Raw genomic sequence first — 24,756 nt, 5'->3', positions numbered from 1 at the left:
GCTAGCGGCCAAGCAGTTCGGCCATTGCCGCGAACACCTGGCGCATGGCCGCCGCGCTGCGGCCCGGCCCGCCGGCGCAATGGCCCCAGTCCGATTCGAGCACCCGTAGCTCGGCACCCAGAATCAGCGCGGCCTCGTGGCGGGCATCCTCGACGGTGAAATACAGATCGCTGCTGCCGGGCATAAGGATGGTCCGCGCACGGATGCGCCCCAGCGCTTCGGCCAGCGAGCCGGCAGCGAAACTGCGGGCCGGGTCGGCCGATTGCCAGGTATGCAGCACGCAGAGCAGGTCGTTGGCGTCCTGCTCCAGATGATCCTGTTCCCAGTAGTCGAGCAGCGCCTCAAGGCTCTCGAAACCCAGCTCGCGCCACAGCTCATGACGATAGAACGCCTGCGAATAGGCCCAGCCGGCATAGGCACGGCCAAAAGCCCGCAGACCTCGTTCCGGCGGCACGCTGTAGCGCCCTCCCAGCCAGGCGGCGTCGGCGCACAGCGCCGCCTTCACCCCTTCGAGAAACACCCGATTGTGCGGCCAGCAGCGTGCCGTACAGCAGAACGGCAGGATGGCACGCATCCGTTCCGGATAGGCCATTGCCCAGAACAGCGTCTGCATGCCGCCCATGGACCAGCCGCTGACCAGGGCGAGCTGCCAGTCGTCGCCATACAACCGATCGAGCAACGCCTTCTGTGCGTGCACATTGTCCAGCAGGCTCACCTGTGGAAAGTCCGCACCTTCCTGCCCTGGCGCTGCGTTGCTCGGCGAAGTCGACCAGCCTGCGCCGAACAGGTTGGTCAGCACCACGCAGTAATCGCCGCCTGCCAGCGGGCTATCCGCACCAAGCAGGGGCAGGCTGCCCCAATGTGTGCCGCCGTAGTAGCTCGGAATCAGCACCAGGTTGTCCCGCGCGCGGTTCGGCGTGCCCACTACCTGATAGCAGAGCCGCGCATTGCGCAGGCGTTCGCCGTTTTCGAGGCGCATTTCGCCCAGCGCAAAAAATTTCTTTTCCCTTTTTATTTCAATCATCTGCGTGACTCCTGCAGTGGCACGGAGGGCGCCAGGCGGCACCAGCGTCGGCCCGTTTCTATACACACTGGCATGTATATTGGATGAAGGAATCGTGCCAGCGGCCTCGGCCGCCATTCATGACTCCAAGGAGCGCAAGCCGATGACCAGCTTTCCCCTCTCCTCCGTCGAGGAGTTGAAACAGCAGTTGCAGGACAAGGGTGTGAAGTACGCGATGGCCAGCTACGTCGACATCCACGGCGTGATCAAGGGCAAGTTCGTCCCCATCGCCCATCTCGGCCAGATGCTCCGCGGCTCCGAGCTCTACACCGGTGCGGCGCTGGACGGCGTCCCGCAGGAGATCAGCGACAACGAGGTGGCCGCGATGCCAGACCCGGCGACCGCCACCCAGTGCAGCTGGAACCGCGATCTCGCCTGGTTCGCCAGCGACCTCTACCTGGACGGCAAGCCCTTCGACGCCTGCTCGCGCGGCATCCTCAAGCGCCAGACCGAAGCCGCTGCAGCGCTGGGCTATACCTTCAACCTCGGCATCGAGACCGAGTTCTTCCTGTTCAAGGACACCCCGGATGGCGGCTTCGCGCCCATTTCCGAGCGCGACGACATGGCCAAGCCCTGCTACGACCCGCGCCTGCTGATGGACAACCTGCCCATCGTCGACGAACTGGTGCAGGCGATGAACGAGATGGGCTGGGGCGTCTACTCCTTCGACCACGAGGACGCCAACGGCCAGTTCGAAACCGATTTCAAGTACACCGACGCCCTCGGCATGGCCGACCGCTTCGTGTTCTTCCGCATGATGGCCAACGAGATCGCTCGCAAGCACGGCGCCTTCGCCACCTTCATGCCCAAGCCCTCGGCCAACCGCACCGGCAGCGGCGCGCACTACAACATGTCGCTCGCCGACATCGAGACCGGCAAGAACCTGTTCGAAGTCGATGGCGAAGACCCTTACGGCTGCGGCGTGACCCCGCTGGCCTATCACTTCATCGCCGGGGTGCTGAAACACGCCAAGGCCATCTGCGCGGTCATCGCGCCTACGGTCAACAGCTACAAGCGGCTGATCCGCAAGGGTGCCATGTCTGGCTCGACCTGGGCGCCGGTGTTCTGCTGCTACGGCAACAACAACCGCACCAACATGCTGCGCATTCCATCCCAGGGCGCGCGGGTCGAATGCCGCGCCGCCGACATCGGCTGCAACCCCTACCTCGGTGCCGCGATGATCCTCGCCGCCGGCCTGGAGGGCATCCGCGACGAGCTCGATCCGGGCCAGCCGCACCGCGAGAACATGTATCACTACAGCGAACGGGAGGTCGCGCAGATGGGCATCGAGACCCTGCCGCGCACCCTCAGCGAAGCCATCGACGCCTTCGAGGCCGACCCGCTGTCGCGCCAGGTGTTCGGCGATGCCATGTACCAGGCCTTTGTCGAGTTCAAGCGCGACGAATGGAATGCCTACCACACCCATGTTTCCGACTGGGAAATCCAGCGCTATCTGAAGTTCTTCTGACCCGGGAGTACCGCCATGCACGGCACGATGATGAAAAAGCTGCTCTGCGCCGGGGCCATTGCCCTCGCCGCCCTCTCCCCGCTGGCCCAGGCGGAGGAGAAAAAGACCTTCAACCTGGCCTGGACCATTTACGTCGGCTGGATGCCCTGGAAGTACGCCGACGAGTCGGGAATCATGAAGAAATGGGCCGACAAGTATGGGATCGAGGTGAACATCAGCCAGATCAACGACTACGTCGAGTCCATCAACCAGTACAGCGCCGGCCAGTTCGACGGCGTGGTCGCCACCAGCATGGATGCGCTGTCGATTCCGGCGGCCGGTGGCGTCGACACCACCGCGCTGATCGTCGGCAGCTACTCCAACGGCAACGACGGCCTGGTGATGAAGGGCACCAGCGATCTCAAACAGATCAAGGGCCAGCAGGTGCACCTGGTGGAACTGTCGGTGTCGCACTACATCCTGGCCAAGGCGCTGGACAGCGTAGGCCTGTCGGAGAAGGACGTGCAGGTGGTCAACACCTCGGACGCCGACATCGTCGCTGCCTTCAGCACGGCCGATGTACGCAACGTGGCGACCTGGAGTCCGCTGCTGCAGGAAGTCGCCGCCACACCGGATGCACATCAGGTCTTCGACTCGGCCAGCGTGCCGGGCCACGTCAAGGACCTGCTGATCGTCAACAGCGAGACGCTGGCCGACAACCCCGCGTTCGGCAAGGCGGTCACCGGCGCCTGGTACGAGGTGATGGCGATCATGGCCAGCGACACGCCGCAAGGCGCCGAGCTGCGCGCCCAGCTGGGCGCAGCTTCCGGCACCGACCAGGCCGGCTACGAGGCGCAACTCAAGGGCACCCACATGTTCTATCAGCCAGCCGAAGCGGTCGCCTTCATCTCCGGCGAACCGGCCCACGAAGCGATGGACAGCGTGCGCAAGTTCTCCTTCGACCACGGCCTGCTGGGCGACGGTGCCGATTCGGCGGACTTCGTCGGCATCGCCATGCCGGCCGGCGCGCTCGGTGATCAGGGCAATCTCAAGCTGCGCTTCGACACCACCTACATGCAGATGGCCGCCGACGGCGCCCTGTGAGGGCTTGCCACGCAGCGGGCCTTGCCGGCACGCTGCGTGGCCGCCGCGCATTTCGAGGAGCCTCATGCGCCGTACCAAAGAAGACGCCGAACAGACCCGCCTCAAGATCATCGCCGCGGCTCTCGAGCTGTTCAGCCGCAACGGCTATTCGAACACCACCCTGGCGATGATCGCCGAGGCCGCCGGCTTCAGCCGTGGCCCGATTTACTGGCACTTCAAGAGCAAGGACGAGCTGTACGAAGCGGTGCTGGCCTACTCCCAGGTGCCGCTGGAGCAGCTGATCGAGCAGAGTCGCCAGCTGGCCGGTAGCCCACAGGCTGCGCTGGAGCACTTCGTCGGCGAATGGTTTCGCCTGCTGCTGGACGAGCGCTGGTATCGGCAGTCCTTCGAGATCCTGCTGAACAAGACCGAACTCACCGCGCAGATGGCGAGCACCCTGAAACGCGAACGCAAGCTCACCCGTGCCATGGTGCAGCTGCTGGAAGACCTGATTGCCAAGGCGCACGCGGATGAAGGATCGGCGCGCTCATTGGCCTTGCTGCTCTATTCGAGCCTGATGGGTATCGCCCACACCTGGCTGCTGTCGCCCAAGCTCTTTTCGCTGAGGGAACAGGCACCTTTTCTCACCAGGCGCCTGTTGAGCTCGATGGCGCCAGGGTTGGAGACAGCAGAGAAGACAAGCGGAACGCTGTGATCAGCCGAGTCGTTGCGAACGCTTGAGCTTGTTCAGCAACCCGGGGCGGAGCGCGGCAGCATCGGCGTCGATGGCGGCGATCAGACCGGCGATTTCAGCGCGCGATAGCGAGATGCGGCACGGCAGGCCAGTCAGCAACAGGGATTCGCCAGTAGCCTCATCGAGCAACATCACGCGCACCGTGGTTGGCGAGTCCATCCGTGCGTTGAACACCAGCGGTTCGTAATGTTGCTGGACCAGAGCAAAGGCCTCCGGCTGTCTGAATCGTTTCATGGCGACAACTCCTTTTGTCGGGGCGCGGATTCTAGCAGCACCGGCCGCCTCGCAGGCGGCCCGATTGCCAACAGCGCCACAAGCCGGATGTAGATATCACGGGCACGCGGTGGGACAGGCACCAAACGGAACGTCGGGCTCGACGCTGGGGGCCAGGAAAAGTCAGATGCGGATGGGAACAATATGGGAACACTCTCACCCAATTTTCCGCACCTCAGAAACGCTGAAGGCCCCGGAATACGGGGCCTTCAGGATCACAGATGGCGGAAGCGCAGAGATTCGAACTCTGGGAAGGGTCTCCCCTTCGGCGGTTTTCAAGACCGCTGCCTTCAACCACTCGGCCACACTTCCGGATAAAGCGGGCGCAATAGTACCGGATAGAAATACACTGTCAAACACTGATGCTAGGCATCCAACTTGCCTCTGTTATGATCCGGGACAAATCGTCTCAGGCTTGAATTCATCCAAGGAGTGTCGCCATGCACGAACACGAATACGCGCTTAGCCACACGCAGGTCGAACAGCGTGAGGTCAGCAAGGTCCTGCGCAACACCTACGGGCTGCTGGCCATGACGCTCGCGTTCAGCGGCCTGGTGGCATACCTGTCCATGCAGGCCAACGCCGCCTACCCGAATATCTTCGTGGTGCTGATCGGCTTCTACGGCCTGTTCTTCCTTACCGCCAAACTGCGCAACTCGGTATGGGGCCTGGTGTCCACCTTCGCCCTGACCGGCTTCATGGGCTATACGCTCGGCCCGATCCTCAACATGTACCTGGGGTTGGCCAACGGTGGTGAGCTGATCAGCTCGGCGCTGTCGATGACCGCACTGGTGTTCTTCGGGCTGTCGGCCTACGTGCTGATCACCCGCAAGGACATGAGCTTTCTCAGCGGCTTCATCACTGCGGGTTTCTTCGTGCTGATCGGTGCGATGCTGGCGGGCTTCTTCTTCCAGATCACCGGGCTGCAGCTGGCGATCAGCGCAGGTTTCGTGCTGTTCTCCTCGGCCTGCATCCTGTTCCAGACCAGCGCGATCATCCATGGTGGCGAGCGCAACTACATCATGGCCACCATCGGCCTGTTCGTTTCGCTGTACAACCTGTTCATCAGCCTCCTGCAGCTGCTGGGCATCTTCGGCGGCGACGACTGATTCAGCGCTGAACCTGCCCGCCTCGGCGAGCAATCCGACACCCTGCGAAGGCAACGCTTTCGCAGGGTGTTTTCGTTTGGGCGGTCAATCCGTCGCGTTTCAGCCGGCGCGCGAGGCCTGAGCCTCGGGCGAGGCATCCTCGAAGCGGTCTACCTGTCGCAGGCTTCTGAATCCGAGCATCCAGCCGCCGGTCACCGCCAGCGTGCAGAAGCTGCCCAGCAGTGCCGCCGGTACCGCACCGAGCCAGGCGGCACTGGTGCCGGCGCGGAACTCACCGAGCTCGTTGGACGAACCGATGAACAGCATGTTCACGGCATTGACGCGTCCACGCATGGCGTCAGGCGTGGAGAACTGGATCAGCGACGAGCGGATGTACATGCTCACCATGTCCGCACCTCCGGCGACGAACAGCGCGGCGAACGACAGCCAGAACAGGCTGGATAGCGCGAAGACCATGTTGGCGAGGCCGAACACCGCCACGGCAATGAACATGGTCATGCCGACATGGCGGTTGAACGGCCGCGTGCTCAGGTAGAAGCCCACCATCACCTCACCCAGCGCCATGGCGCTGCGCAGTGCACCGAGGCCGGTCGGGCCGACGTCCAGCACCTCCTGGGCGTAGATTGGCAACAGCGCGACCACACCGCCGAGCAGCACGGCGAACAGGTCCAGCGAGATGGTGCCGAGGATGATCGGCCGCGAGCGAATGAAGCGGACGCCTGCGGTGAAGCGCTGCCATGCGGTAGCCTCCAGCGCCCGCATGGCCTCACCGTAGCGCACCGGTACCCGTTGCAACAGCACGATTGCCGCGAGGAAGAACAGGAGGCAGGCCGCATAGGTCAGCCCACCGCCGCCCAGTGCGTACAGGCCTCCGCCGAACACCGGGCCGGCGATAGTGGAGCCGCGCACGATCATGCTGTTGGCGGCGATGGCTGCAGCCAGGCGCTCGCGCGGCACGATCTGCGGCAACAGGCTGGACAACGCCGGGGCGGTGAAGGCGCGGGCGCAACCGTAGAACACCAGCACGATATAGAAGCTCGGCACCGCTCCGCCGCTGAGCGAGAGCCACAACAGAGCCGCCGCGCAGATCGCCTCGAGCGCCCAGCTCAGGGCGAGGATGCGCTTGCGATCGTAGCGATCGATCAGGTCGCCGGCAGGCATCAGCAGCAGGAACATCGGGACGAACTGCGCCAGGCCGACATAGGCCAGCGACAGCGGATCGCGACTCATGTCGTACACCTGCCAGGCCACCACGACGGCGAGGATCTGCACGGCGAACATGGCCAGCACGCGACTGATCAGAAACGGCAGAAAGCCTGGCTGGCGGTAGACGGAATCAGGCAAAGCGGAAGTGTCGGCTACAGACATGGGATATCCAGACAGCCAGGCCCGGTACGGGCAGAAAGCCGGCCAATCTACCGGAGTGGCGAAGACCCGAGCAATGCTGGCCCGGCCGGCCGCTCTCGGACCAACAACGTTGCTCGGCAATCTGGCGTGCCTTTTCCCCCGACGAGCGCCGGAATGGGCGCCGACGGATTCTTCATCCGCTTGGCTGGCGTATCATGTCGGCTGTTTCGCAATGGTGCCCCGATGAAATTCGTAATCGCCCTGTTCGCCCCGCCCCACTCGCCGGCCGCGCGTCGCGCGCTGCGCTTCGCCGAAGCCGCGCTGTCTGGCGGCCACGAGATCAGCCGCCTGTTCTTCTATCAGGACGGCGTGCACAGCGCCTCGGCGAACATCGTCGCGGCCCAGGATGAGCTGGACGTGGCGGCCGAATGGAGTCGTTTCGTCAGCGCTAACCAGCTGGACGGCGTGGTCTGCATCGCCGCGGGTTTGCGGCGCGGCGTGCTGGATGCCGGCGAGGCGCAGCGTTATCAGCGACCCGCGGCAAACCTTGCAGCCGGCTGGGAGCTGTCCGGACTGGGCCAACTGCACGAGGCGGCGCAGCAAGCCGATCGTCTCATCTGCTTCGGAGGTCACTGATGACGCGCTCCCTGCTCATCATCAGCCGCCAGGCGCCCTGGTCCGGCCCATCCGCCCGCGAGGCGCTGGACATCGTGCTGGCCGGCGGCGCCTTCGAGCTGCCGCTGGGAATGCTGTTCCTCGACGACGGCGTATTCCAGCTCGCCCCCGCGCAGCTGGCGGCATCCGTCGAGCAGAAGGATCTGACTGCGAATCTGCAGGCACTGCCACTGTTCGGTATCGATGCCCTGTTCGCCGCACGACGCAGCCTCAGCGAGCGCAACCTCGCCGAATCGGCGCTGGCACTGCCGGTCGATATCCTCGACGATGCCGGCCTGCGCACCCTGATCAACCGCTACGACCATGTGATCACGATCTGATGGCTACTCTGCACCTGCTTTCTCATTCGCCGTTCAGCGACAGCCGCTTCGCCAGCTGCCTGCCGCTGCTGGACGATGCCGACGCCCTGCTGCTGACCGGTGACGCCACCTATGCGCTACAGCCTGGCAGCCAACCGTGCCAGGCGCTGGAGCAGCTGCCCGAGCAGGTCGCGCTGTTCGCTCTGGAAGAGGACGTTCAGGCCCGCGCGATCGCCGTCCTGCCGCAGCGCGTCCAGCTGCTGGACTATCCCGGCTTCGTCGAACTGACCTGTCGCTATCCGCGGGTCAACAGCTGGTTATGAGCCTGATCGTCGAAGGGCGCGAGATCGCGCTGGACAAGGATGGTTTTCTGGTCGATCTGAGCGACTGGAACGAAGCCGTGGCCGAGGCCCTGGCGGCCCGGGAGGAACTGGCCCTCGAAGCCGAGCATTGGGAAATCATTCACCTGCTGCGCGCCTTCTATGCCGAGTTCCAGCTCTCCCCGGCCACACGACCGCTTATCAAGTACGCCGCGCTGAAACTCGGTGCGGAGAAAGGCAACAGCCTGCACCTCAACCGTCTGTTCAAGGGTACCCCCGCCAAGCTGGCCGCCAAGCTGGCGGGACTGCCGAAACCGAGCAATTGCCTATGAACCTCGAAACTCCAGCCGAACACCCATTCGCCGTATATGTGCGCATCCTTGGCAAAGGCAAGCGTGGCGCCCGCGACCTGACGCGTGAAGAAGCCCGCGAAGCCATGGGCATGCTGCTCGACGGCAAGGTCGAGGAGGCCCAGCTCGGTGCTTTCCTCATGTTGCTGCGGCACAAGGAAGAAAGCGCCGACGAGCTGGCCGGCTTCACCGAAGCGGTACGCGAACGGGTGCAGGCACCGACGATGGCCGTCGACCTCGACTGGCCAAGCTACGCCGGCAAGAAGCGCCACCTGCCCTGGTATCTCTTGGCAGCCAAGTGCCTGGCAGCCAACGGCGTGCGCATCCTCATGCACGGCGGTGGCGCCCACACCGCCGGGCGCATCTATAGCGAACAGCAGCTTGAGCTGCTGGGCATCCGTGGCTGCGAGAACTGGCAACAGGTCAGCGCTGCACTGGACCAGAGCAATCTCGCGTTCATTCCGCTGGGTGCCTGGATGCCGGTGCTGCAGCGCATGATCGACATGCGCAACCTGCTCGGCCTGCGCTCGCCAATCCACTCGCTGGCGCGCCTGCTCAACCCGCTCGGCGCACGCTGCGGCCTGCAGAGCATCTTCCACCCCGGCTATCAGGACACACACCGCCAGGCCAGCACATTGCTCGGCGACCACGCCATCGTCATCAAGGGCGAAGGCGGTGAGGTCGAGATGAATCCGGACAATATCTCCCACCTCTACGGCACCACTGGCGGGCTGCCCTGGGATGAAGAATGGCCGGCATTGTCCGAGCGCCGCCATGTGAAACCGGACCAGCTGGACGCTCGGCATCTGCTGGCCGTGTGGGAAGGTCGCGAAGAAGATGCCTATGGCGAACTCGCCGTGATCGCCACCATGGCCCTGGCTCTGCGAGGCCTTGGCGCGACACGGGACGCAGCTTTCGAGCAGGCGCGTGGTTACTGGCACAGCCGCCATTCATCGATTTAAGCGATAGGATTAACCCGCCATTCGGTCACATCGATCGAACGATGCTTCCTAGACTGGCCTCCTATTCCGTAACAGGAGGGCACCATGGGACTACTGATCGATGGCCAGTGGCACGACCGCTGGTACGCAAGCCGCGACGGCAAATTCGAACGCGAACAGGCCAAGCGCCGGCACTGGGTCACCCCCGACGGCGCGCCCGGGCCCGACGGCCAGGGTGGCTTCAAGGCCGAGGCAGGTCGCTACCATCTCTATGTTTCACTCGCCTGTCCGTGGGCGCACCGCACGCTGATCTACCGCAAGCTCAAGGGTCTCGAGCCGCTGATCGATGTCTCGGTGGTCAGCTGGCTGATGGCCGAGCACGGCTGGACCTTCGACAAGTCCACCGGCTCCAGCGGCGACGCGTTGGACGACCTCGACTACCTGCATCAGCGCTACAGCCGTGACGATCCGAAGTATTCGGGTCGAGTCACCGTTCCCGTTCTGTGGGATCGTGAGCGCCAGTGCATCGTCAACAACGAGTCGGCCGAGATCATCCGCATCTTCAATGACGCGTTCGACGAGCTGACCGGCTCTACGCTGGATTTCTACCCGGAGGCACTGCATGGCGAAATCGATGCACTGAATGCGCGGATCTATCCGGCGATCAACAACGGTGTCTACCGCGCTGGTTTCGCCACCACTCAGGACGCCTACGAGGAAGCCTTCGACGACCTGTTCCGCGAGCTCGACTGGCTGGAGCGACGCCTGGACAAGCAGCGCTATTTGACCGGGGAGTACTTGGCCGAAGCCGACTGGCGCCTGTTCACCACCATCATCCGCTTCGATGCGGTGTATCACGGCCACTTCAAGTGCAATCTGCGCCGTATCGAGGATTATCCGAACCTGTCGAACTGGCTACGCGAGCTGTACCAGTGGCCGGGGATTGCCGAGACCGTGGATTTCACCCACATCAAGAACCACTACTACGCCAGCCACCGGCAGATCAACGCCAACGGCATCGTCCCGCAAGGGCCACTGCTCGGCCTGGATCGCCCACACGATCGCGAGCGGCTACCGGGACGCGGGATATGGTCGCGCTAAGGCCAATCCTTTGCCGCTGATCAGGGGCGCAACACTGCGCTGATCACCCCTGTCCTAGCTTGCCGTACCGTGCTCGAGCATATGGCACATGGCGGTCTTCAGTTTCATCGGCCGCACCGGCTTGTGCATCAGCATATGGCCGAGCTCGCGGACCTGCTGCTTGAGCTCGTTGCTGTAGTTGGCGGTAATCATCAAGGCCGGGAGCGGGCTGGCGCGCCGCGCATTGACGGTGGCCACCACGTCAATGCCGGTGTGGCCGTTGTCCAGGTGGTAATCGGCGATCATCAGATCGGCCTCGGCATGGAAGTTATCCACCTGCCGCGCCAGGTCTTCCTCGGACAGCGCCGTGATCACCTTGCAGCCCCAGCCTTCCAGCAGCGTGCGCATACCCGCACAGATCGCCGTGTCGTTGTCCAGCACCCACACCCGAGCGCCCTGCAGCCGCTGCAGCACCAGTTCTGTGGTGCTCGGCTCCGGCCTCGCCTTGGGTGCGCGCTTGGCCAGCGGTACGTCGATGGCGAAGCACGAGCCTCGCCCCGGATGCGAACTGACCCGGATGCGATGGCCGAGCATGCGGGCGATCTTGTCGACGATGGCCAGACCCAGACCGAGGCCGCGATCCTGATTCGGTCGCACACCCTCGCCGCGCTTGAACTCCTGAAAGATTTCCTCGAGCTTGTCCGAGGCGATGCCGACGCCGGTATCCCAGACCTCGATGGACAGGCTCTGCCGGTGCCGGCGACAGCCCAGTAGCACGCGTCCATTGGGCGTGTAGCGAATCGCGTTGGTCAGCAGATTACGCAGGATGCGCGCCAACAGCTGGATATCGCTGCGTACCAGCGCCGAACAAGGAATGAAGTCCAGCTGCAGCTGCTCGGCCCCGGCGATCTGGCGAAACTCCATGGCCAGGTTTTCCAGCAGCTCACTGACAGCGAACGGGGCGATATCCGGTTTGATTACCCCGGCATCCAGCTTGGAAATATCGACCAATGTGCCGAGCAGGTTCTCCACGTCCTCCAGTGAATTGCTGATGTTGCGGATCAGCCCGCCGCTGGACGTGCCCGGCTGTTCCAGCAAGGCGCTGGTGAACAGCCGCGCAGCATTGAGCGGCTGCAGCAGGTCGTGGCTGACCGCGGCAAGGAATTTGGTCTTGGACAGGTTGGCCACTTCCGCCTCGCGCTTGGCTTCGCGCAACCGCGCCTCGACGTGGCTGCGCTCGTCGATCTCGCGCAGCAGCTGGTCGTTGAGGCTGGTGAGCTCGGCGGTGCGCTCACGCACTCGCTGTTCGAGATTCTGATAGGCCTGGTGCAACGCCTCGGCGGTGCGCCGGCGATCGGTAATGTCCTGAATCAGCACGAAGATGCCGGCCACCTCGCCATTGGCCTGCCGGTTCGGTACATAGGAGCGCAGCATGTAGCGCTGCTGGCCGGCATGGTTGCGCTCGGCCATCTCGAAGCTGACGCTCTCGCCCGACAATGCGCGATCGATGTAGGGCTCCAGTTGCCGCCAGTGCTCGCCGCTGTGCACCTCGCGCAGCGACTGGCCGAGCATGCCGTCGCTGGGCCAGCGGTACCATTCCTCATAGACCTTGTTGGTGAACTCGTAGGTGAGGTCGGCCGACACATAGGCGATCAACGCCGGCACATGGTCGGTGATCAGGCGAATCCAGCGCTCGCTCTCGCGCAGAGCCTCGGCATGGCGGTAGCGCTCGGTGATGTCGGTGAAGGTATTGACGAAGCCGCCGGTGGGCAGCGCGTGGGTACGAATTTCCAGCACGCGGCCGTCGAACAGGCGCTGTTCCAGCTCGCGAATCGGCCGGCCGCGGGCGTCACGGCTGTTGGGTGTGAGCAGGGTCAGCTCGCTGTCGGCCATGACCTCTTCGAACGGCCTATGTGCCTCGATCGGCGCCAGCCCGCAGAGCTCGAGGAAGCGCCGGTTCCACAGCTCCAGTGCACCCTCGGCGCTGACCATCGCCACGCCCTGGGACAGGTTGTCCACCGCACGCTGCAGCAGACGCGACTTCTGCGCCAGCGCCTGCTCGCGGCGCATGGTTTCGCTGACCTTCACCTCGGTGATGTCGGTGTAGAGAATCACCAGGCCGCCTTCGCGGGTCGGGCGCTCGCTGACCTGCACCCAGCGCCCGTTGTTCAGGCGGTACACCGTGGGCTCATCGCCCTTGCCGCGATGCTCCTCGACGATCAGCCCGGTGCTTTCCGCCAGCCGCCGCACCTCTGCCAGCCGCGTACCGGCGTTGATGCGCGCGCGCGTGCGCGTCCATAGCGACTTGAAGCGGCGGTTGAACAGGACGATGCGCTGGTCGCGGTCGAACAACACGAACGCATCGGAAATGCTCTCGATGGCATCGACCAGGTGCTGGTGCGCGGTTTCCGCGCGCAACCGCGCATCGCTGAGCAGCTGGTTGCTGCCCTTGAGTTCGGCCATCGCCTGATTCAAGGCATCGGTGCGCTCGCGCACCTGCTCGGCCAGTTCCACCGAGTGCTGGAAGGCCGCGTAGGAGGCATCGCGGCCGGCACCGCTGGATTCGACGCGCTCGATCAGCGCAGCGTTGATGCGTTTGAGCTTGAGGTTCTCGCGCTCGAGTTCGGCCTGGCGCGCCAGCAGCTCAGCGACCTGCCCGGCCTCCCGGTCGGCCAATGGCGACGCCGGTGAAGGTCTGGTTGATATGCATGCCATTGAACTGCTCTCCGTAGGTGTTGAAGCCGATCACCTGCTGGCGTCGGAGAAAAGCCGAGGTCTGTTCGCTGGTATCGTTGGCCTCGATTTCCAGGCGGCGAAGGAAGCAATCACAGCCGATCGTGAGCAGCGGTGGGCCGAGGCGCTGTTCCAGTCGCTCGAATAACGCTTCCAGGTTCGGCATCAGCGGCCCCGGCTCCATGGCGGTCAGCACGATGCCGTTCTCCACGGCGCAATAGAAGGTCAGGCTCATGTCCTCGTTGACCTTCTGAATCGAGCGCACGTAGTAGTGCTCGTTGATCCTCACCGCCAGGGGATGGGCGGCGAACAGACGGTGATCGAGATCGCTGACCGGCACACCGATCAGCCGGGCGTATTCCTCGGCGGCCGGCTCGGCGTTCAGCTCGTAGACCCGCCTGCTGTTGCTGTCGGCGCGGGTCACGACCAGTTTGTCTTCGAGTGGCAGGATGTGATGGGTGGTGAACACCTCGAAATCCAGCCAGGTGTTGATCAGCACTACGATCGCCGCACCGCTGTAGAACCGGCCGTCGTAATAGACATAGGTATCGCTGAGGTGATTGTCGTCGCCAGCCGAACCGCCGAAATGCGGAATGCTGCCGAACGCGGCGCTGAGCGCAGACAACACGATCTCCTCACGGCTGGACAGCCCGTCGAGCAGCGTCAGCGCAAAGCTGTGGTCCTTGATCGGCGCCAGCGAGTTGCTGCGGCAGTCGCTACCCAGGCGTTCGACCAATTGCTGTGCCTCGATCAGGCTGAAGCGATCCATCTCGTCGATCAGCTCGCAGGCGATGGAAAAGCTTCGATGGTCGAAGCCGACCGCGGTCACGCAGCTGCGACCGTAGCCTTGCGAGGTGATCTCCCCCGCCGAGGTGCAACCGACCAGACGCACACCGCCGAAGTACTGGCGCAGCGCATCGCCCAGCGCCGGAAGATCGTATTCTGCCGAACAAAAGAACAGCACGAAGCCCAGATGCGGATGCATCAGCTGGCGCGCCAGGTCCTGGGCCACCGTCTCGGGCAGCCGGGCCTCGGACATCGCGGTGCGGATAACTTCGCCTTGTTGTTCGGTCACGCACGATACCCCGCACCACCTGAATCGGATGACCCCATTCTTGGCCAGGGCATATGGCCCGAAAATGCTACTTGAGTACCGGTAAAGGCCTGCCTAGGTAGCATCGCGACGAAACAACGCGGGCTAGCAACAGTTCCGCTGTCGACAGTGCTCATCTGAGCCCTTTCAGATAGCGAAAAAGGCTGACCCCCTCGCGGGGGCCAGCCTTTCAGGATGCAGCGGTTATCTCTGCATCGAGGGCGTGGGGACGATCAACGTACCTACCACTGCATCGCAACGGATGACGCGACCTACGGTTCGGCTGCCATCCGCGCCCTGTACTCGGCTTAGAAGCTCAGCGCCGCACCCACTGCGAAGGTGCGAGTTTCCTCGTCCAGCGTCGGGGTGTCCTTGCCTTCGATCTCGAACTGGTTCAGCTCGGCGACCAGGGTCAGGTTGTCGTTGATGCTGTGGAACAGCGCGATGCCGCGGGTTTCGTAATCTGCTTCACTGCCCAGACCGTTGCCATCGTCCTTGGTCTGACCGTAGGACAATGCCAGGCGGTTCTTGCCGAAGCGGTAGGAGCCTTGCAGCAGGTAGCCGTCGCTATCCACTTCACGCAGCAGCGCCTCGCCAGCATTGTTGGTGAAGAACGGGTTGATGCCCTCAGCCTGGAAGCCGGAGGCGGTCAGCGACAGGTTGCCCATCTTCGCCTGTACGCCATAGCCCAAGCCTTTGGAGTCAACTTTCTCGATGCTGCTGTCGGTATTGTCCGAACTCTGCTGCATGCCGTTGATCCAGGTGTAGAACTGGGTACCACCCAGTTCGAACTCGTAAGTCACCTCGGTTTCAAAGCGCGGGGCTTCCTGGTAGGCCTTATCCAACGCGGTGCTGGTGTCGTCGGTGGTATCTACCGGATCCATGATGCCCGCAGCGATGCGCAGACCGTTCATCTTTGGCGAGCGGTAGGTGATCTGCGAGGTCGGGAACGGGTACGGGTAGCCGGTACCGATGTTGCCGAAGGAGACGCCACCGCCATCGACCAGGCCCAGCGTGTCACTGACCTGACCATAGCCGCTGAGCATCTCGTCGAGCAGGATATTGGAGCGCCCGAACAGACCGAAGTCCTTACCGAACAGCACTTCACCCCACTGCTCGTTGCCGGCGGTAGCGTAGAACTGACGAACGTCGATACCGGTTTCGGTGCCGTTGCTTTCGCTGTCGTTGATGGTCACCCAGAACGAAGAGCGACCACCCAGCTTGAGGTCGCCGACCTGCTTGCCGAAGTTGAAGCCGATCCAGTTGGGCAGGAAGCCCATCTTCACCCGCGACTGCTTGCGATCGAACTGCTCGCCGTCCCGTTCCACGTCGCTGTGGACGTAGAAGGTGTTGAAGTAACCATCGGTGGAGAAGGTAGTGTCGTTCTCGTCATAGAGCACGATCTCAGCCATGGCCGACTGGCTCACGGTCATGGCAACAGCACTGGCCAGGGCCAGTGGCAGCAGGGTTGATACGGCTTTCTTGTTGTTGTGCATGGCGCTCTCCGCTGTATTGACGACTCGCAGTCGTGTCGGGAGCGATTATCGAAAGGCCTCATGGGTGGACATACGCTGCGATAGCGGCGAAAGGCTAGTACTTTCGCCGCGGTCCTGGTCTTGCGCGCAAAGCATGCCCTCCCCCACACCCACCGAACGAACCATGGGTCTTACACCCAAAGCAGTGCCGGATACCGACTGCCATGCAGTGGCGATGAACTGGATCGACGAAAAGAGAGACGAGCTGATATCAGCGCTGTAGCCAGCGCGCATCCGGCGCATCGGTGTTGGCGATGACTCGCCAACCGCCTGCGGCACTGCGCAGCGCCTGCAGCTGTGCGGCGATATCCCGGAGCTCCTGCGTCTTCATCGCGGCGGCGACAGCAGCCGGATGCTCCGGCCCCAACCCGGTCAGTTGGGCTTGCCAGTTATCCTCGGCGCGGCGACGCAAATTCTGGGTCGAACCGCCTGCCGAGTCACCGCCTGCCGCGAGCGCGTCTGCCTCCGCAGAGCCCAGGGCGTAATCGAAGGAGCAGAGAAACTCCTCGATGTGCCGCAGAATTTCCGCAGCCGAAGCCGTCGGCGATTGCACGGCGAAAACGATACCGGCGTGCTCACCGAACTGACGGAAGCCGGAGAACACCGCGTAGCCCAGCTGCAATTCACTGCGCAGGCGGCGAAAGAACGCCCCTTCCATCAGCAGGGCCAGCTGCCGCCAGCCGGCCTCGATGGCGATTGAGCGTGTCGGCAACGGACAGAACAGCACCAGCGCGGTTTCCTCGCCAGGGTCGCCGAAGCGAGACCAGAGGTAGCGCGCGGAAGTGTCTCCTAGCGCACCCACAACAGCGACCTCGGGCACGCCTGGCAGCGCTTGCAGAACATCCTGCAGCGGCCCACTCAGTGTTGCGGGAAGCCCCATGACCAACGCATCCCAGTGCGCATGCCGCCAGGCGTCAGCAAGATCGGCCTCGCCTTCGGCTACCCCACTTTCGTCTGCAGTCCGCTCCAGCAGCAGTGGCAGACGCCGCATCAGTTGGCGAATCAGGAGCTCGTCGGCGGAAGGCGACCGGGCCTCATCGAACAGGCGTAGACCTTCGCGCACGGCATCCGGCGAAGGCGCCCGCAGTAGCGGAAGCAGGTCTTGCAGCACGAGTGGCAGCGCTTCGGCATAGCCGAACAGCGCCAGACACCAGCTGCCGCCAAAGTCTTCGAAGCGCACCTCCACCCCCGCCTGCGTCGCAGCCGCAAGGTAGGGCCGCAACGCCGACCGCACTATGTGCCAAAGACACTCGCCAGGAGCGTGCGGGGCAAAGCGCCAGCGAAGGTAAAGCGCAGCCTGCCCCCCTGAATCAGCGGCAGGTTCCAGCCAGCACAAGCTCGGCGGCAATACCGATGCCACGCGTGGCGTCGGTCGCTCCGTCAGCCAGCGATTGGCCGCGGGGAGGCGCCAGGGCCAGGTGCGCGGCTCCATCTCCGGCAGCGGCTCGTGCCCCAACGCCAGGGTGAAGCCGCCATGTGCAGCGGAACAGTCAATCTGTTGCCCATCGGCCCCGTCGGTAACTGTCAGCACGATTGGCGGCTGGCTCTGCAACCGTGAGCCCAGAGCCACGAATGCGCGCTGCACGCCAGCGCTCTCGATCGATGGTCGCCAGGCAGCGGGATCGATCCAGTAGCGCAGGCGCGCCAAGGGCTCCTTGCCCAGCAGGCCTCGTTCGCGGATACGCACGAAGTCATCCCAGAGCCTGCCCCAGTCAGCCTGCTCGGTCATGAAGCACAGCCATTCGCGGACCGCCGCGACGATCTGCGCACGGGCGGCCATGCCTTGGCCGGTCAGCTGCAACTCCAGGCTGATCACGCCCTGATTTTCATGCCAGTAAGGCACGCGCAACGTCGCCGTTTCGCACCAGCCTGTCTCGCGCAGCGTGGCCAGCAGGCTATCGGGCGCCTGTGATGTCAGCCAGGTGCCAAGGAGATCCAGCGCGACGCAGGTTGCATCCGGCATCTGGTCCAGCGAGAACGCCAGAATCAGGCAAGGACGAGCGTTGGTGACCATCAGCCTCAGCGAGGCACCGCAACCGGCGGGCAGTGGAGGGACCGTTCGCCGGACCGGCGGCGCAGCGGGCAGCCGGCATTCGCTGCAGTCGAGATAGGCCTGCAAGACCTCGATGCTGCACGGCGCCGCGACCAGCAGCTCCATCTGCCCCGCATGATAGAAGCGTCGATGGTAGTCGCGCAGTGCCTGCTGGAAAGCCGGCTCTTCCACGGGCAGGGTTTCGCGATTGCCGGCGTGAAAAGCGCTGAACGGGTGCGATTCCAGCGCGGTACCGATTGCGGCATCGCTGAGGGTTTCCCGGTCGCGGCCGCGCGCGAGGAACTCCGCCTGCAGGACTTCCCGCTCACGTAATTGCGCCGCCGGGTCGAGCAGCGGACGGGCCAGCATTTCGAGCAATCGCTTGAGCGCCTCGCCAAACGCATCAGCCGGGACCTGGAAGAAATAATCCGTGTGCCGCTCGCGCGTCGACGCATTCAGCTGCCCGCCACAGCCCTGCACGAAAGGCATCAGGCTCCGATCCTGCGGGTAGGCTTCACTGCCGAGAAATAGCAGGTGCTCGAGAAAGTGCGCCAGTCCCGGGTACTGTTCGGGCGCGTCATGCGAGCCGGCGTGCACACGCACCAGCGCGGCGGCCTGGCTGCCGGTTGGTAGTGCGATGAATCCCAGCTGCAACCCGCCGGGCAGCGTCACTCGCTCGGGAGGTGAGGAGGTCGGCAGGCCGCTCGCAGTCATGGTTCGCCTCCGGCGAGCGCGGAATGCGCTCGTATCGATCAGGTATCCAGCTGGCCGGCAAGGAACTGCCGTAGCCGCCGTTGCATCAGCTTGCCGGAGTTGCCCAGGCAGGCTATCGGTGATCCGGTCAGGGCTTCACGGGCCAGCTCCGCCGCCTCGCCAGCCAACGCCAGCGGACAATCGATGCCGAGCGACAGCTTGTTGAGCTGACGCAACTGCGCTTCGCGATGGGGAACGTTGGAAAACAGCACCAGTGCCTGCGGTTTCATCTTGTCGCAGACCAGCGCCAGTTCCTCGAGGGGCTGGCCGATGGGCAACACGCTGACAGCCAGGCTGTCGCCACTCAGCATCAACCCGGTGACCAGCAGCTCCAGCTCGCGGCCCTGCCCCGGCATGGCTGCGAGCAGGACGCGCTCGGCAGAGTGAATACGTGAGAGTTGCAAGCGTTGCAGTACGCGGGCCCGCAGGAACGCATCGAGAAACAGCCACTCGCTGGTGCGGCCGAACTCGTCCTGTCGCAAAAGCAGCTCCTGCCAGATAGGCAGCAGCACATCCTGAAACACCACCGTCGGCGGATAGGTGGAGAAAATCTGACCGTAGAGCTGCTCCAGACGAGTCTCATCGAAGCTGCTTACCGCCTCGCGCAGCTGCTCCTGCCACTCGCCCCACTCGTTGTTCGCCGCGACGACCGGCTCGTCGGCATCACGCCCAGCCGCACTGCGGGCGAGGATGCTACCGACCTTGCTGACCGCCACGCCTCGCTCGGTCCAGGCGAGGATGCTGCGCACCGCCTCCACGTCGGCCATCGAGTAGAGACGATGGCCACTATCGGTGCGGGTAGGCCGGATCAGGCCATAGCGACGTTCCCAAGCACGCAACGTGACCGGATTGACACCGGTCAGCCGCGAAACCTCGCGTATGGGGAACAGGTCCTGCTGATTGAAGGCATTGCCAGCGAGGGTCGAAGCGCCGGAAGAATCGGTCATGAGGGCGGCTCGTTCGAAAAGAGTGCAGCGATTGTAACTCAGCGTTTCCCGACATACCCTCTACAAACGTTGTACAAACGTGAGATGCGATGAAATGTCGCCCGATTTGCCGCTGACGCTCTTCGTTGATCGCAGCTGCCCGCTCTGCGCGCGCGAGGTGCGCTGGCTGGAGCGTCAGGCAGACCCCGCGAAGCTCCTGCTGGTGGATATCAGTGCACCGGACTTCAACCCGGACGACCTCGGGCGCGAGCTGAGCGAGCTACAGCGGCGCCTGCATGCATGCAGCGCCAGCGGCCAGTGGCTGACCGGCGTCGACGCGACCTACTGGAGCTGGCGGCTGGCCGGGCATGGCGTCTGGGCCGCCCCGCTCGGTTGGCGGCCACTGCGCCCATTGCTACTGCTGGCCTACTGGCTGTTCAGCCTGGCGAGACCGCACCTGGACTGGCTGCCGCACCCCGACGGTGCCAGCCGCTGCGGCACGCAATGCGATCTTGCCGACAAACCGCATGAGATGCCGGGGCGAGCCGACAAGCCGGACTAGCCTTCTGCACGCAACGGCACCGGCAGACCTGCCTCGGGCTCACTGCAACCGGGGCGGCCGATCATCTCGTCATGGCTGACCACCTGACGCCAATAGACTTCACGCACACCCACGCCGCGCAAAACCCGCTTCAGGCTGCCCTGATCAGGCCAGACGCTACGTTCACCTTCGGCAAACTGCCGTCGCTGGCCCTGTCGGTCGATCACCCAGGCGCTGTATCCGCATCAGCGCAAGCCATGCAGCTCGACTCGTGCGACTTTTCCCCTGAGCAGCGCCAAACGCAATCCGAATCTGGATAGCTTCTTCACCGTCGATTCCTTTACAGATTTCCCGCTTTGCACAACGCAGGTCGGTGCAGGCAGCGCTGGGATGCCCGCCCATAGGCTTATGCTCGTTGAAGCGCAACGTATTCCTATACATTTAGTTGTACAAGAATATATCTTCGTATAGCTTTATCGGCACCAGCGCTTCGCTTCCAAGCGTGCCCACCAAGGCAAGCGCATTTCACAAAGGAATTCGTCATGAACGATCTATCTGGTCACTACCGCGAAATACTGTCCGGCCTCGGCGAGAACCCTGAGCGTGAAGGCCTGCGCGATACCCCGCTGCGCGCGGCCAAGGCTATGCAATACCTGTGTGGTGGTTACCAGCGCAGCCTTGAGGAAATCGTCAACGGCGCGCTGTTCGCCTCGGACAATGACGAGATGGTGATCGTCAAGGACATCGAGCTCTACTCGCTGTGTGAACACCACATCCTGCCTTTCATCGGCAAGGCGCACGTGGCCTACATCCCTACCGGCCGCGTACTCGGGTTGTCGAAAGTCGCGCGGATCGTCGACATGTTCGCCCGCCGCCTGCAGATCCAGGAAAACCTGACCCGCCAGATCGCCGAGGCCATCCAGGAAGTCACCGGCGCGGCTGGCGTCGCGGTGGTCATCGAGGCCAAGCACATGTGCATGATGATGCGCGGCGTCGAGAAGCAGAACTCGGTGATGAACACCTCGGTGATGCTCGGCGCCTTCCGCAGCTCCTGCAACACACGCATGGAATTCCTCCAGCTGATCGGGCGGGGCCAGTGATGCCGCGCCTGGAACCCGGTATGGCGCGCATTCGCGTAAAGGACCTGCGCCTGCGTACATACATCGGCATCAACGAGGACGAGATCCTCAACCGACAGGATGTGCTGATCAATCTGACGATTCTCTACGGCGCCGTGGAGGCGGTGCGTGAAAACGACATCGAGCAGGCGCTCAACTACCGCACCATCACCAAATCGATCATTCGTCATGTCGAGCAGAACCGTTTCGCCCTGCTTGAGCGCATGACCCAGGAAATCCTCGACCTGGTGATGGCGCACCCAGCGGTGTGCTATGCCGAGGTGGAAGTCGACAAGCCCCATGCGCTGCGCTTCGCCGACTCGGTATCGATAACCCTGGCGGGAAGCCGCTGAGTCCGTGCCATGAGCCGCCGACCGCTGATCGCCCTGCTCTGCACGCTGTGGCTGCTGCCCGCCGTCGCGTCAGCCAGCTGGCGCGAGGTGCTGCCCGACGCCCGGCTGGTGGGCGAAGGCCAGCTGCGCTTCTTCGGTTTTCGCATCTACGATGCACGACTGTGGAGCGCCACGAGCCCGCTGCGACCGCAAACGCCCTTCGCCCTGGAACTGACCTATCACCGCGCCATCAGCCGTGACGACTTCGTCCGTACCAGTCTGGAAGAAATCCAGAGGCTGGCCGGCACAATGCTCGACTCCACGCAGCTTCGCCAGTGGCGTGTCGAGATGCAGCAGGCCTTCGTCGACGTCACGCCGGGCGAACGCATCACCGGGGTTTACCTGCCCGGCCAGGGCTGTCGGTTCTACGTCAACGACCGCCTACATCACGAGGTGGCGGATCCGCTGTTCGCCGATGCCTTCTTCGCCATCTGGCTCGATCCACGCAGCCGCGACCAGAAACTGCGGCGCAACCTGCTGGGTGAGCCGTGAAGAACAGGGCGCTGGTAGCGTACGGCGTACTCGGCCTGCCGCTGGCAATGGCCATGCTGCCGATCTACGTGCTGGTGCCGAATTTCTATGCAGCGGACCTCGGGCTTGGGCTCACGTTGACCGGTGCCGTGCTGTTCCTAGCGCGGCTGCTGGACACCGTGCAGGACCCCTGGCTCGGTCGCCTGATCGATCGCCGCTCGCCGCGCGGCTGGACCGCCCTGCTCGCCGCTGCCGCCGTGCTGCTGAGCCTGGCTATGGCGGCCCTGCTGATTCCACCGGGCGGCCTTGGCACCTTCGCGCTTGCCGCATGGCTGGGTGGTTTGCTGGCACTCACCTACACCTTGCACAGCCTGGTCAACATCACCTATCTGGCCTGGGGCGCGCGGCTATCCGATCACCCCAACACTCGGACCCGCGTCGCCGCCTGGCGCGAAGGCGCCGGGCTTTTCGGCGTGGTGCTGGCCAGCGTGCTGCCGAGCGCGATAGCGAATCGATACGGCATGGCGACCGGACTCGCTGCGTTCGCGGTGACCTTCGCCGTACTGCTTTACATCGGCACCGGGGCGCTGCTGTTCGCCGCGCCTCGACCGCAGCGAGCCTTACGCGCCGATACTGGCAACTGGCGACAGCCATTGCGCAACCCGGCCTTTCGACGGCTGGCGGGCGTGTATTTCATCAATGCGGTCGCCGTGGCAATTCCCGCCACGCTGGCGCTTTTCTTCATTGCTGATCGCCTGCAACTGGCTCGCTTGACCGGACTCTTCCTGGCGCTCTACTTCGTCAGTGGCGCCCTTGGCCTTCCACTCTGGACCCGCCTGGCCGATCGCATCGGCAAACGACGCAGCTGGCGGATCGGCATGCTCACCGCCTGCGCCGCGTTTATCTGGGCGGTGCTGCTGGAACCCGGTTCCGCGTGGGCCTACGGGGCGGTATGCATCCTTTCCGGCCTCGCCCTCGGGGCGGACCTGGCGCTGCCACCGGCACTGCTGGCCGACATCATCCCGGTCGATGAGCGCGACTCGACCGCTGCCTACTTCGGCCTGTGGAGCTTTCTCGCCAAGCTGGCGCTGGCACTCGCCGGTCTCGCTCTGCCATTGCTGGCGCTAAGCGACTACCAACCGGGCACTGCGGCCGGCTGGAACCTTGCGCTGGTCTACGCCGGCCTGCCCTGCCTGCTGAAGCTGCTGGCGGCGCGGCTGCTCACATCCCTGCCCTGCGGAGAAACGCAACCATGAAAAAGCTATTGATCCTGGCTTGCTGCCTGATGTTGCTCAGCTGCACCGCCGTCGACGTCGAACACTACCGCAACGAGGAACCGCAGCTGGATCTGCGCCGGTACTTCGTCGGCACGGTGGATGCCTGGGGCATGTTCCAGAAGCGCTCCGGCGAGGTGGTCAAGCGCTTTCATGTCGAGATCGATGGCAGCCTCGATGGCGACAAGCTGATCCTCGACGAACACTTTCGCTACAGCGACGGCACCACCCAGCAACGCGTCTGGACCCTGACCGAGGAACGCCCCGGACACTGGCGCGGCACGGCCGCAGACGTCGTCGGCGAAGCCGTTGGTGAAGTGGCCGGCAATACCCTGCGCTGGCGCTACATACTCAGCCTGCCGGTGGATGGCAAGGTTTACGACGTACACCTGGACGACTGGATGTACCTGATCGACGAAAACACGCTGGCCAACCGTTCGTTCATGAGCAAGTTCGGCGTTGAGGTGGGCCAGGTCACGCTGTTTTTCCGCAAGCGCGGTGATTGAACGAGCCGCATGGCAGGGCACTGATTGGGTCAAGTTGTTCTAGAATGCGCCGCATGACCCTTCAGGATGTCGCCACATGATCAACGCCAAGCTGCTGCAACTGGTTATCGAAGCCTCCAACGATGGAATCGTGGTCGCCGAGCAGGAGGGCGACGACAACATCCTGATCTACGCCAACCCGGCGTTCGAGCGGCTGACCGGCTACGCGGTGGACGATATCCTCTACCGCGACTGCCGCTTCCTGCAGGGCGACGACCGCGACCAGCCGGGCCTGCAGGCCATCCGCGAGGCGGTGAAGAACAACCAGCCGTGCCGTCAGATCATCCGCAACTACCGCAAGGACGGCACACCGTTCTGGAATGAGCTTTCCATCACGCCAGTGTTCAACGAGGCCGATCAGCTGACGTACTTCATCGGCATCCAGAAGGACGTCACCGCCGAGGTGGACGCACTGCAGCGGGTCGAAGCACTCGAGGCCGAGATCCGCGAACTCAAGGCGCAGCTCGCGCAAGCCTGACCCCACCGCACGCCCCGTCGCGCCGAGCCTCGGCGGCGCGACTTCCTTCTTTAGTAGTGATCGTCCGGTCGCTTGACTGTGGAATAATGGCAGATAGCCATTTCACCAATCCTGATGTGGGTAT

The 24,756-nt window shown here is 63.8% G+C and carries 26 protein-coding genes and 1 tRNA gene; 17 read left to right on the top strand and 10 right to left on the bottom strand.

Going from position 1 to position 24,756, the window contains the following annotated elements; genetic code table 11:
• Position 1 precedes the first annotated feature (1 nt).
• Complete coding sequence (locus tag NAO55_RS05280) at positions 2 to 1,024, bottom strand: alpha/beta fold hydrolase (RefSeq protein WP_102841188.1); 1,023 nt, start codon at positions 1,022 to 1,024, stop codon at positions 2 to 4.
• A 142-nt stretch (positions 1,025 to 1,166) separates the two neighbouring features.
• Between NAO55_RS05280 and glnT the strand changes: the two genes are divergently transcribed.
• The 3 genes from glnT to NAO55_RS05265 all read left to right on the top strand — a co-directional run bounded on the left by glnT (position 1,167) and on the right by NAO55_RS05265 (position 4,308).
• Positions 1,167 to 2,531, top strand: coding sequence for a type III glutamate--ammonia ligase (glnT, locus tag NAO55_RS05275; protein ID WP_102841189.1), 1,365 nt, complete (start codon positions 1,167 to 1,169; stop codon positions 2,529 to 2,531).
• A 15-nt stretch (positions 2,532 to 2,546) separates the two neighbouring features.
• Positions 2,547 to 3,614 (top strand): putative urea ABC transporter substrate-binding protein, encoded by a 1,068-nt coding sequence (locus NAO55_RS05270; RefSeq protein ID WP_102841190.1) that lies wholly within the window; start codon positions 2,547 to 2,549, stop codon positions 3,612 to 3,614.
• A 64-nt stretch (positions 3,615 to 3,678) separates the two neighbouring features.
• Positions 3,679 to 4,308 carry a TetR family transcriptional regulator gene (locus tag NAO55_RS05265; RefSeq protein WP_102841191.1) on the top strand — a complete coding sequence of 210 codons (630 nt, stop codon included), beginning with the start codon at positions 3,679 to 3,681 and terminating at the stop codon, positions 4,306 to 4,308.
• On the opposite strand, the gene NAO55_RS05260 is transcribed toward NAO55_RS05265, so the two are convergent.
• Both NAO55_RS05260 and NAO55_RS05255 read right to left on the bottom strand, forming a co-directional pair.
• Positions 4,309 to 4,581 carry a DUF1652 domain-containing protein gene (locus NAO55_RS05260; protein WP_017245025.1) on the bottom strand — a complete coding sequence of 91 codons (273 nt, stop codon included), beginning with the start codon at positions 4,579 to 4,581 and terminating at the stop codon, positions 4,309 to 4,311.
• 261 nt (positions 4,582 to 4,842) lie between these two features.
• Positions 4,843 to 4,932, bottom strand: a tRNA-Ser gene (locus NAO55_RS05255).
• Positions 4,933 to 5,060: 128 nt separating this feature from the next.
• Here NAO55_RS05255 and NAO55_RS05250 point away from each other — a divergent pair.
• On the top strand, positions 5,061 to 5,729 hold the full coding sequence (locus NAO55_RS05250) for a Bax inhibitor-1/YccA family protein (protein WP_011913132.1): 669 nt from the start codon (positions 5,061 to 5,063) through the stop codon (positions 5,727 to 5,729).
• A gap of 99 nt (positions 5,730 to 5,828) precedes the next feature.
• Here the strand turns inward: NAO55_RS05250 and NAO55_RS05245 are convergent, their stop codons facing one another.
• Positions 5,829 to 7,097, bottom strand: a complete 1,269-nt coding sequence (locus tag NAO55_RS05245) for an MFS transporter (RefSeq protein WP_102841192.1) — start codon at positions 7,095 to 7,097, stop codon at positions 5,829 to 5,831.
• 222 nt (positions 7,098 to 7,319) lie between these two features.
• Between NAO55_RS05245 and tusD the strand changes: the two genes are divergently transcribed.
• The 6 genes from tusD (at position 7,320) to NAO55_RS05215 (ending at position 10,762) form a co-directional block, all read left to right on the top strand.
• Positions 7,320 to 7,712 carry a sulfurtransferase complex subunit TusD gene (tusD, locus tag NAO55_RS05240; RefSeq protein WP_053527085.1) on the top strand — a complete coding sequence of 131 codons (393 nt, stop codon included), beginning with the start codon at positions 7,320 to 7,322 and terminating at the stop codon, positions 7,710 to 7,712.
• Positions 7,712 to 8,071 (top strand): sulfurtransferase complex subunit TusC, encoded by a 360-nt coding sequence (gene tusC / locus NAO55_RS05235; RefSeq protein ID WP_102841193.1) that lies wholly within the window; start codon positions 7,712 to 7,714, stop codon positions 8,069 to 8,071. Before tusD ends, tusC begins: the two co-directional genes overlap by 1 nt.
• A complete protein-coding gene (tusB, locus tag NAO55_RS05230; protein WP_102841194.1) occupies positions 8,071 to 8,373 on the top strand; it encodes a sulfurtransferase complex subunit TusB in 303 nt (100 codons plus the stop codon). Before tusC ends, tusB begins: the two co-directional genes overlap by 1 nt.
• Positions 8,370 to 8,702, top strand: a complete 333-nt coding sequence (locus NAO55_RS05225) for a TusE/DsrC/DsvC family sulfur relay protein (protein ID WP_102841195.1) — start codon at positions 8,370 to 8,372, stop codon at positions 8,700 to 8,702. The genes tusB and NAO55_RS05225 overlap by 4 nt, the downstream gene beginning before the upstream one ends.
• Positions 8,699 to 9,682, top strand: coding sequence for a glycosyl transferase family protein (locus NAO55_RS05220; protein WP_102841196.1), 984 nt, complete (start codon positions 8,699 to 8,701; stop codon positions 9,680 to 9,682). The genes NAO55_RS05225 and NAO55_RS05220 overlap by 4 nt, the downstream gene beginning before the upstream one ends.
• Before the next feature lie 84 nt (positions 9,683 to 9,766).
• A complete protein-coding gene (locus tag NAO55_RS05215) occupies positions 9,767 to 10,762 on the top strand; it encodes a glutathione S-transferase family protein (protein WP_102841197.1) in 996 nt (331 codons plus the stop codon).
• A gap of 54 nt (positions 10,763 to 10,816) precedes the next feature.
• On the opposite strand, the gene nahK is transcribed toward NAO55_RS05215, so the two are convergent.
• The 5 genes from nahK to NAO55_RS05190 form a co-directional block, all read right to left on the bottom strand.
• Entirely contained in the window at positions 10,817 to 13,456 is a 2,640-nt protein-coding gene (gene nahK, locus NAO55_RS05210; RefSeq protein WP_102841198.1) for a hybrid sensor histidine kinase/response regulator NahK/ErcS', read from the bottom strand.
• Positions 13,386 to 14,549, bottom strand: coding sequence for a nitric oxide-sensing protein NosP (gene nosP / locus NAO55_RS05205; protein ID WP_102841199.1), 1,164 nt, complete (start codon positions 14,547 to 14,549; stop codon positions 13,386 to 13,388). Before nosP ends, nahK begins: the two co-directional genes overlap by 71 nt.
• Positions 14,550 to 14,875: 326 nt before the next feature.
• Complete coding sequence (locus NAO55_RS05200; RefSeq protein ID WP_063543182.1) at positions 14,876 to 16,063, bottom strand: porin; 1,188 nt, start codon at positions 16,061 to 16,063, stop codon at positions 14,876 to 14,878.
• Positions 16,064 to 16,313: 250 nt separating this feature from the next.
• Positions 16,314 to 18,848 carry a pyrroloquinoline quinone biosynthesis protein PqqF gene (pqqF, locus tag NAO55_RS05195; protein ID WP_102841200.1) on the bottom strand — a complete coding sequence of 845 codons (2,535 nt, stop codon included), beginning with the start codon at positions 18,846 to 18,848 and terminating at the stop codon, positions 16,314 to 16,316.
• A gap of 38 nt (positions 18,849 to 18,886) precedes the next feature.
• A complete protein-coding gene (locus tag NAO55_RS05190) occupies positions 18,887 to 19,834 on the bottom strand; it encodes a MerR family transcriptional regulator (protein ID WP_102841201.1) in 948 nt (315 codons plus the stop codon).
• A gap of 94 nt (positions 19,835 to 19,928) precedes the next feature.
• Here NAO55_RS05190 and NAO55_RS05185 point away from each other — a divergent pair, with 94 nt between their 5' ends.
• Positions 19,929 to 20,375: a thiol-disulfide oxidoreductase DCC family protein gene (locus NAO55_RS05185; protein WP_102841202.1), complete on the top strand. Its 447-nt coding sequence runs from the start codon at positions 19,929 to 19,931 to the stop codon at positions 20,373 to 20,375.
• Here the strand turns inward: NAO55_RS05185 and NAO55_RS05180 are convergent.
• On the bottom strand, positions 20,372 to 20,581 hold the full coding sequence (locus NAO55_RS05180; RefSeq protein ID WP_063543673.1) for a hypothetical protein: 210 nt from the start codon (positions 20,579 to 20,581) through the stop codon (positions 20,372 to 20,374). The two genes, NAO55_RS05185 and NAO55_RS05180, sit on opposite strands and share 4 nt — an antisense overlap.
• 315 nt (positions 20,582 to 20,896) lie before the next feature.
• On the opposite strand from NAO55_RS05180, the gene folE reads away from it, so the two are divergent.
• The 6 genes from folE (at position 20,897) to NAO55_RS05150 (ending at position 24,632) form a co-directional block, all read left to right on the top strand.
• Positions 20,897 to 21,454 carry a GTP cyclohydrolase I FolE gene (gene folE / locus NAO55_RS05175; RefSeq protein ID WP_063543190.1) on the top strand — a complete coding sequence of 186 codons (558 nt, stop codon included), beginning with the start codon at positions 20,897 to 20,899 and terminating at the stop codon, positions 21,452 to 21,454.
• Positions 21,454 to 21,825 carry a dihydroneopterin triphosphate 2'-epimerase gene (folX, locus tag NAO55_RS05170; protein WP_102841203.1) on the top strand — a complete coding sequence of 124 codons (372 nt, stop codon included), beginning with the start codon at positions 21,454 to 21,456 and terminating at the stop codon, positions 21,823 to 21,825. The genes folE and folX overlap by 1 nt, the downstream gene beginning before the upstream one ends.
• Positions 21,826 to 21,834: 9 nt before the next feature.
• A complete protein-coding gene (locus tag NAO55_RS05165) occupies positions 21,835 to 22,356 on the top strand; it encodes a chalcone isomerase family protein (protein WP_102841204.1) in 522 nt (173 codons plus the stop codon).
• Positions 22,353 to 23,591, top strand: a complete 1,239-nt coding sequence (locus tag NAO55_RS05160) for an MFS transporter (RefSeq protein ID WP_102841205.1) — start codon at positions 22,353 to 22,355, stop codon at positions 23,589 to 23,591. Before NAO55_RS05165 ends, NAO55_RS05160 begins: the two co-directional genes overlap by 4 nt.
• Positions 23,588 to 24,115 (top strand): DUF3833 domain-containing protein, encoded by a 528-nt coding sequence (locus NAO55_RS05155; protein ID WP_063543198.1) that lies wholly within the window; start codon positions 23,588 to 23,590, stop codon positions 24,113 to 24,115. The genes NAO55_RS05160 and NAO55_RS05155 overlap by 4 nt, the downstream gene beginning before the upstream one ends.
• Before the next feature lie 76 nt (positions 24,116 to 24,191).
• Positions 24,192 to 24,632 (top strand): PAS domain-containing protein, encoded by a 441-nt coding sequence (locus tag NAO55_RS05150; protein WP_102841206.1) that lies wholly within the window; start codon positions 24,192 to 24,194, stop codon positions 24,630 to 24,632.
• Positions 24,633 to 24,756 lie beyond the last annotated feature (124 nt).

Origin of the sequence: Stutzerimonas frequens (assembly GCF_024448335.1) — a bacterium.
GTDB classification, from domain to species: Bacteria; Pseudomonadota; Gammaproteobacteria; order Pseudomonadales; family Pseudomonadaceae; genus Stutzerimonas; species Stutzerimonas frequens.
The sequence above is the reverse complement of the archived record's forward strand: the minus strand, read 5'-3'. Positions and strand labels throughout refer to the sequence as shown.